Source organism: Pedobacter sp. AJM, from assembly GCF_002197755.1.
In the GTDB taxonomy this organism is placed as follows: domain Bacteria; phylum Bacteroidota; class Bacteroidia; order Sphingobacteriales; family Sphingobacteriaceae; genus Pedobacter.
The window spans coordinates 59,591-65,827 of the sequence record NZ_NHOT01000015.1; the positions used below are offsets into that span (position 1 = coordinate 59,591).

Here is a 6,237-nt window from a genome sequence, read left to right on the forward strand (position 1 = left end):
AAAAGTCCTGATTTGAAACTCAAATCAGGACTTTTATTTTTAATATTTAGTCGGTTGAATTCGCTTTTATTCGTATGTCAGGTGGCATCATGTAAAACTAATCTTGAAGCATGCTTTCAATTTCAGCTAAACCATAATGTAATGCTGCAACGTGAATACACTGGGCAATTCTATTCTCCTTCAGCAGTTGTTTCACTTCATCTATAGTATACTCTTCTACATTCAGGATTTCATGCTCATCCAGATGTTGTTCATGTGTTTTAATTCCGCCAGTAAGCAAATAAGTAAAGGTTCTATTATTTGCCGTAGCCGGATTAGGATAAAGTTCAGCAATAAGTTTACAGGTTTTAAAAGTGTATCCTGTTTCCTCCATCAACTCTCTTTTAACTCCTGCCTCCGGACCCTCGTCGCCATCAATTACACCACCCGGAACTTCAAGCGATACAATGTCTGCGCCATGACGATATTGACGCACCATAATCATTTTTCCTTCATTTGTTAAAGCGATGGCAGTAGCCCAATCGGGATATTCTAAAACAAAATAGTCATCTTTAACCGTTCCGTTTGGCAACTGCACTTCATCTACCCGTAATGTAGCCCACTTCTCTCTCACTAAATATTTAGAGGCAAGTTTTTGCCACTTTTCAATCCTGGTCATAAATCGTTATTCAAAATGGTATATCAGATATATTGCTGTATCGTTTTCTGGCGATGTAAATTCACCAAATGTACAATCTTATGCTCATCTGCTAAATACTGATAAACCAAATTCAGTTTGGGCGCAATAACCTGATTCCTTTCGGTACTGATTCCCAGTTCATAGTAAAGAAACTCACTTAAAGAATCTAATTTCTCAGCAGGTAAATTGCATTTATGTAACCAGTTTTCAAAAGTAGTCCTGTCTTCACTTTCCAATATATCGACTGGTAAAGTAAAGCCGTTCTCCATTGTTTCATTGAACAGCTCTTCAGCATCTTTTAATTTGCCTTCCAGTTTTAAGCCCATTATTTTAGCTAAAACCTCAGCAAGTTTCTGAATTTCTGCTGTGATTAAGTCTTTCCTGTACATGGTAGGTTCTTGTTTTTATTTAAAATGCCTTTGTAACATCAAAAGCATGGAACATTCCAACATAAAGTCTAAAGTCTAAAGTCTAAAGTCTAAAGTCTAAAGTCTAAAGTCTACCAGCTTCCGCTGGATCCGCCTCCGCCGAAACTTCCTCCTCCAAAACCACCAAATCCACCACCACCGGAAGATCCTCCGCCAAAACCGCCGCTGCTGCCCCAGCCACTGTTTCCACCTCTGCCGCCAGCACTTCCAAAAAGCATTCCCCAGAATAATGCATTCGACGCACCACGTCCGCCAATGACACTTCCGCCACCACCACCGCCTTTGCGCATGATGATGATGATAATAACCACGATGAAGATCACGATAAAGATACTTCCCGCACCTCCTTTTTTTGACGATGAAGCTTTAGGGCTATCATTTTTATATTCTCCTCTGGTATATTTAATAATCGATGTTGTACCCGCATCTAGTCCGGCATAATAGTTTCCGGCTTTAAAATTTGGCTTGATGTCATTATCTATAATACGTTTGGCATAAATATCCGGTAGTGCACCTTCCACTCCATACCCCGTCTGGATCGAAATTTTTCTGTCTCCAACGGCCACAACGATCATGATGCCATTATTTTTACCTTGTTGACCTACACCCCATTTTCGGCCTAATTCTACAGCATACTCATTGATATCATAATCGCCAATAGATTTTAAAATAGCAACCGCAATTTGTGTGGAAGAAGAATCATTGAAAGTGACAAGCTTTGTTTCCAATGCCTGTTTTTGATCGGCAGATAGTACATTGGCATAATCATTCACCAGGGTATTGGGTTTCTCCGGAAAATTTTGTGCAAAACCAAATGTGAATAAGCAACAGCATAACGATAAAAGGAATAATTTTTTCATTGCTTATTTGTTTTCGGGTTTATCCATAAATACAATATCATTAGGCAATTCGTTAATGTCTCCTTTTTGAGGAGGAAAAAACAAGGCTAGCTTTTCTCCAGCCAATGCCACTCCTGCAATAATTCCATCGGCGAGATTACCTTTAGCAAAGTGAGCTGTCATGGCGATCTTGGTGGTTTCCCAGAAATCTTCAGGTACAACTTTGTTAATTCCCGAATCACCAATAATGGCAAATTTATGATCGGCATGGGCAAGATAAATTAAAACACCATTTCTTAGAGATGTTTTATCCATGTTTAGTTTAGCAAAATACGCTGTGGCTTTTTCATAAGGATCACCTTCACAGTGTTTATCAATGGCAATTCTTAATTCACCCGAGGTTGCTTTCTCTGCATCTGAAATGGCCTGAGCTATTTTATCTTGTTCAATATCTGAAAATAACGACATGATTCTGTTTTAATTGAAGTAAAAAGGGTAGTATGTATTTAGGAATTAAACACACACTACCCTGAAATATTTTAGTCTGATTTTAAAATTCTACTTTAGGTGCATTTTTTGCAGTGGCATCTGCTTCAAAATATCCTTTGGGTTTAAAGCCAAACATTCCTGAAGTTAAATTTGTAGGGAATGACCTGATTTTTCCGTTATATTCTTGTACCGCATCGTTAAAATCTTTTCTGGCAACAGTAATTCTGTTTTCAGTGCTTTCCAGCTGAGCAGATAAATCACTGAATTGCTGTGTTGCTCTTAATTCAGGATAGGCCTCTGTAATCGATAATAATTTACCTAAGGCCTGGCTTAATTGCCCTTGTGCGGCCTGATATTTCTGAATGTTTTCTGGCGTTAAATCATCCGCATTCACTGTCATTTGTGTGGCTTTTGCGCGCGCCTCTGTCACTGCAGTTAATGTTCCCTGTTCAAACTTAGCTGCGCCCTTAACTGTGCTCACTAGATTTGGAATTAAATCTGCCCTTCTCTGGTATTGCGTTTGTACGGTTCCCCATTTTGATTTTACATTTTCATCAAGCTTAACCATGCTGTTATATCCGCATGAACTTAAAGTGGTAACTGCAATGACAGCAGCTAAAATTCCAAATACTAATTTTTTCATTTTTATAGTTTTATCTTTTGTTGTCAACTGATTATTTTTCAATTTACGAATGAGATCACAAAATCCGTTCCTTTGTTACAATTTAAGTGAAAACATGACAAGTTGTATATAAAGCATGGATTATTTGCAATTCTAAACAGGAATATTTGGCAAATAAAAGAAAAGAAGTTGTCCAGAATAATTCGACGGAAGATTTTTATTTAAAACCAATAATGGCCATCAGTGAAATTAAATTGAAGCGCCCTGAATTTTATAAGAATCAATAATGGTTTTTAATATCATCAACGTTCATCACGATATGATTTTGGGATGAGCTGTATATTTAGATGGCCAATTTATACCTTTGCTTAAATACTGAATTTTCTATTTATCTTTGTGCTAATTCAGGATAAAAACCTGACTGTTTACATGCAAAAAGATATCGAAATTACATTGCTGCCACATGAGGTAACGCAATCCGAAACGATCAAAACCAAGCTTTCCGAAACGTTAAAAGTATCTGAAGATCGCATTAAGGCATATGATATTTTAAAACGCTCAATAGACGCCAGATCACGAAAGGTGATTTTCCGGGTGTTGGTTAGCGTTTTTGTTGACGAAATGCCTCAGCCAGAAATCAAGGCCATTCATTACCCAAACGTTAAGGATGCAAAACCTGTTATCATTGTTGGTGCGGGGCCGGCAGGATTATTTGCTGCTTTGCAATGCATCGAAAATGGATTAAAGCCCATTATCATCGAGCGCGGAAAAGATGTTAAACAACGCCGCCGAGATTTAGCCGCCATTAATAAACAGGGTGTAGTTAATACGGAATCTAATTATTGTTATGGAGAAGGTGGAGCCGGAACCTATTCTGACGGTAAACTTTATACACGATCTAACAAACGTGGTGATATTAATAAAGTACTTCAGGCATTTGTAGATCATGGTGCAGAAAAAGACATTTTAATTGATGCCCGCCCGCATATCGGCACCAATAAATTACCGCATATTATTACAGCCATCAGAGAAACCATCCTGAATGCAGGGGGGGAAGTGATGTTTGATAGTCAAATGACGGACTTATTGATCGAATTTGGGAAAGTTAAAGGCATAGAAATTAATTTTGAAGAAAAATTATTCGCTGATGACCTTATTCTGGCTACCGGTCATTCTGCCAGGGATATATATGAATTATTGAACAGAAAAAATATCCGCATCGAGGCAAAGCCTTTTGCCCTTGGGGTTAGAATTGAGCATCCACAGGAAATCATTGATGCTGCTCAATATCACTGCGATACACGATCTGAATTTCTTCCTCCGGCTTATTATAGCCTGGTTGAGCAGGTTGGGGCGCGTGGTGTATTTTCATTTTGTATGTGTCCGGGGGGGATTATCGCACCCTGCGCAACAGGTGAAAATGAAATTGTCGTGAATGGCTGGTCGCCATCTAAACGGAATAATCCATTTGCCAACTCCGGCACAGTGGTTCAGGTTACTTTAGATGATGTGCTGGGTTATGATCCTTTAAGAATGTTGAATTTTCAATCTGAAATTGAAAAAATTGCTTTTGAGGCTGGTGGAGGAAACTTAGTTGCGCCAGCACAGCGGATGGTAGATTTTGTAAACAATAAACTTTCTATCGATTTACCTAAAAATTCTTACCTCCCGGGCACAAAAAGTGTTATGCTTGATAATATTTTACCAGAATTCGTATCTAAAAGTTTAAAAGGTGCGCTTCCATTGTTTGGGAAGAAAATTAAAGGCTACTACACAAACGAGGCGATTTTGGTTGGTGTAGAAAGCAGAACATCATCACCTGTTCGTATTCCGCGTGACAAAGAAAGCTATCAGCATCCTCAAATAAAAGGATTGTATCCCTGTGCGGAAGGAGCGGGCTATGCAGGTGGAATTGTGAGTGCTGCTATCGACGGAATTAATTGCGCAAATGCAATCTTGGCTACCCGATAACAAACTTTATAATAACCAGATTGTTCTTCTGTTATGTTTAGTATTATAAAAGAAGTTCAAAAAGCATTTAATGGCGATTCCTGGCACGGCAACCATGTCATGCAAACTTTGAATAATGTTGATCCGGGAAAAGCTTTTCAATATTTTATCCCTAACGCACATTCCATCGCAGAAATTGCATTACACTTAACTGCCTGGACGGAGGAAGTTACTTCTCGTTTAATGGGAAATCCTGATGCTGAACCTGCTATAGGTGATTGGCCGGTTCCTGTAGAAAAAACACCTCAGGCCTGGGAAAGAATCATCTTTAATTTTAAAACTGCAAACGAAGAACTTATTCGCCATATCGGGAATATAATGGATGAAGACTGGAATGATTCTTCTAAAGAAGAACTTAGTGTAGTTGGTACAAGTATCACTTTTATGGAACTTTTAAATGGTCTGGTACAACATCATGCTTATCATGCTGGGCAAATTGCATTGCTTTCCAAGTTTTAACCCTGCATTATTTAGTTAAATTTTAATTCAAATGAAAAAGACATTAATAATAGGTGCATCTCCTGATCCAACAAGATATGCTTATAAAGCAGCGCATATGTTAACGCGTTTTAATCATGAAATTGTGAATGTTGGTATTAAAAAAGGTGAAGTTGCCGGTGTAACCATTGAGCAGCCAGGTAAAATTCATCATGATGTTGATACAATAACACTATATATTGGCCCTGCCTTACAGCCGCAGTACCATGATTACATATTAGAAACTAAACCAAAGCGGGTGATTTTTAATCCGGGTACAGAAAATTATGAATTGGAAAAGTTGCTTGATCAGCACGGAATCGAACCATTAGAAGCCTGTACCTTAGTTATGCTAAGTACCGGACAATATTAAATATATTGATAGGGATTAGTTTCTACCTAATACGACTGGTCTGTTATTAGTGGTAAGCTAATCCTGAATCATAATTCAATAGTTACATGTTTTAAATAATAAGGCATGTCATAGTTTTTTATCTAACACTTTGCTAAACTAGCGATTAATCTTTCAGCCTCCCCACGCCCAAAATAAAATCACCATTATCGCCTCTATGTTCTCTATGCCTATATGGTTAAACATAACTTGATCCGGTCTTTTTCCTGAAAACCGCCCCTGCAAACACTCCTGATTTAAAAATGTTTTATTTATTTTAATTTTTTATGGATGATTTACAG

Annotated in this window: 8 protein-coding genes; 3 read left to right on the top strand and 5 right to left on the bottom strand. The window is 38.0% G+C overall.

Annotated elements, in window-relative coordinates; genetic code table 11:
- Positions 1–97: 97 nt before the first annotated feature.
- The 5 genes from CBW18_RS19725 to CBW18_RS19745 all read right to left on the bottom strand — a co-directional run bounded on the left by CBW18_RS19725 (position 98) and on the right by CBW18_RS19745 (position 3,078).
- Positions 98–658, bottom strand: coding sequence for an NUDIX hydrolase (locus tag CBW18_RS19725; RefSeq protein WP_088303085.1), 561 nt, complete (start codon positions 656–658; stop codon positions 98–100).
- A 23-nt stretch (positions 659–681) separates the two neighbouring features.
- Positions 682–1,068 carry a hypothetical protein gene (locus CBW18_RS19730; protein ID WP_088303086.1) on the bottom strand — a complete coding sequence of 129 codons (387 nt, stop codon included), beginning with the start codon at positions 1,066–1,068 and terminating at the stop codon, positions 682–684.
- Positions 1,069–1,178: 110 nt separating this feature from the next.
- Positions 1,179–1,967, bottom strand: a complete 789-nt coding sequence (locus CBW18_RS19735; protein WP_088303087.1) for a YgcG family protein — start codon at positions 1,965–1,967, stop codon at positions 1,179–1,181.
- Positions 1,968–1,970: 3 nt separating this feature from the next.
- Positions 1,971–2,414 carry a TPM domain-containing protein gene (locus tag CBW18_RS19740; RefSeq protein WP_088303088.1) on the bottom strand — a complete coding sequence of 148 codons (444 nt, stop codon included), beginning with the start codon at positions 2,412–2,414 and terminating at the stop codon, positions 1,971–1,973.
- An 82-nt stretch (positions 2,415–2,496) separates the two neighbouring features.
- The gene (locus tag CBW18_RS19745) at positions 2,497–3,078 is read right to left on the bottom strand and encodes a LemA family protein (protein WP_088303097.1); all 582 of its coding nucleotides are present in this window, start codon (positions 3,076–3,078) and stop codon (positions 2,497–2,499) included.
- 408 nt (positions 3,079–3,486) lie between these two features.
- On the opposite strand from CBW18_RS19745, the gene CBW18_RS19750 reads away from it, so the two are divergent.
- From CBW18_RS19750 to CBW18_RS19760, 3 genes are read left to right on the top strand one after another with little or no spacing between them, the layout of a single operon-like run.
- Complete coding sequence (locus CBW18_RS19750; protein WP_088303098.1) at positions 3,487–5,028, top strand: NAD(P)/FAD-dependent oxidoreductase; 1,542 nt, start codon at positions 3,487–3,489, stop codon at positions 5,026–5,028.
- Positions 5,029–5,061: 33 nt separating this feature from the next.
- Complete coding sequence (locus CBW18_RS19755; protein ID WP_088303089.1) at positions 5,062–5,526, top strand: DinB family protein; 465 nt, start codon at positions 5,062–5,064, stop codon at positions 5,524–5,526.
- Between the two features lie 31 nt (positions 5,527–5,557).
- Entirely contained in the window at positions 5,558–5,917 is a 360-nt protein-coding gene (locus CBW18_RS19760; protein WP_088303090.1) for a CoA-binding protein, read from the top strand.
- Positions 5,918–6,237: the final 320 nt, after the last annotated feature.

Bases quoted from the DNA above. Each gene is read 5' to 3' on its own strand.
- CBW18_RS19735 (WP_088303087.1), bottom strand. From the start codon at position 1,967: ATGAAAAAATTATTCCTTTTATCGTTATGCTGTTGCTTATTCACATTT.
- CBW18_RS19725 (WP_088303085.1), bottom strand. From the start codon at position 658: ATGACCAGGATTGAAAAGTGGCAAAAACTTGCCTCTAAATATTTAGTG.
- CBW18_RS19740 (WP_088303088.1), bottom strand. From the start codon at position 2,414: ATGTCGTTATTTTCAGATATTGAACAAGATAAAATAGCTCAGGCCATT.
- CBW18_RS19760 (WP_088303090.1), top strand. From the start codon at position 5,558: ATGAAAAAGACATTAATAATAGGTGCATCTCCTGATCCAACAAGATAT.
- CBW18_RS19745 (WP_088303097.1), bottom strand. From the start codon at position 3,078: ATGAAAAAATTAGTATTTGGAATTTTAGCTGCTGTCATTGCAGTTACC.
- CBW18_RS19730 (WP_088303086.1), bottom strand. From the start codon at position 1,068: ATGTACAGGAAAGACTTAATCACAGCAGAAATTCAGAAACTTGCTGAG.
- CBW18_RS19755 (WP_088303089.1), top strand. From the start codon at position 5,062: ATGTTTAGTATTATAAAAGAAGTTCAAAAAGCATTTAATGGCGATTCC.
- CBW18_RS19750 (WP_088303098.1), top strand. From the start codon at position 3,487: ATGCAAAAAGATATCGAAATTACATTGCTGCCACATGAGGTAACGCAA.